The 623-nt window shown below is 70.3% G+C and carries 1 protein-coding gene; it reads right to left on the reverse strand.

What is annotated here, in order from left to right; all coding sequences use genetic code 11:
• Positions 1-587: acyltransferase domain-containing protein (locus ACSNOC_RS27865; RefSeq protein ID WP_436750351.1), on the reverse strand; the 587-nt coding region annotated here is incomplete at its 3' end.
• Between the last annotated feature and the right edge of the window lie 36 nt (positions 588-623).

Below are 623 nucleotides of genomic sequence, written 5' to 3' on the forward strand. Positions count from 1 at the left end.
ACAGGAACCACGACCGCCGACTCGTCCACCAACTCCCGAGCCAACGCGGCCAACGTCCCACTCGGCCCCACCTCGACGAAAGCGCTCACACCCTCCCCAGCGAGGCTTTCGACGGCATCGGCGAAGCGGACCGGCTCCCGCACCTGCCGCAGCCAGTACGACGGATCCGCCAACTCACCGGCAGACACGAGCCGGCCCGTCACGGTGGACACGAACGGGATGGACGGCACGCCGAACGACACCGACTCCAGTTCCGCGCGGAAGGCGGCGAGCATCGGCTCCATCAGCGGGGAGTGGAACGCGTGCGACACGGACAACCGCTTGGTCCTCCACCCGGCCGTCACCTCCGCGACCGCCTGCTCCTCACCCGACACCACCACCGAGGCCGGGCCATTGACCGCGGCGATACTCACCCGATCCCCGAACCCGGCGAGCCGGGGCACGACATCAGCCTCCGACACCGGCACCGACACCATCACCCCACCCGGCGGCAGCCCATCCATCAACCGCCCCCGCGCCGCAACCAACCGCGCCGCGTCATCCAGCGACAGCACCCCCGCCACATACGCGGCAGCGAACTCCCCCACCGAATGCCCACACACCACATCCGGCCGCACACCCCA

Origin of the sequence: Streptomyces sp. URMC 129, from assembly GCF_051386415.1 — a bacterium.
Lineage (GTDB): Bacteria > Actinomycetota > Actinomycetes > Streptomycetales > Streptomycetaceae > Streptomyces.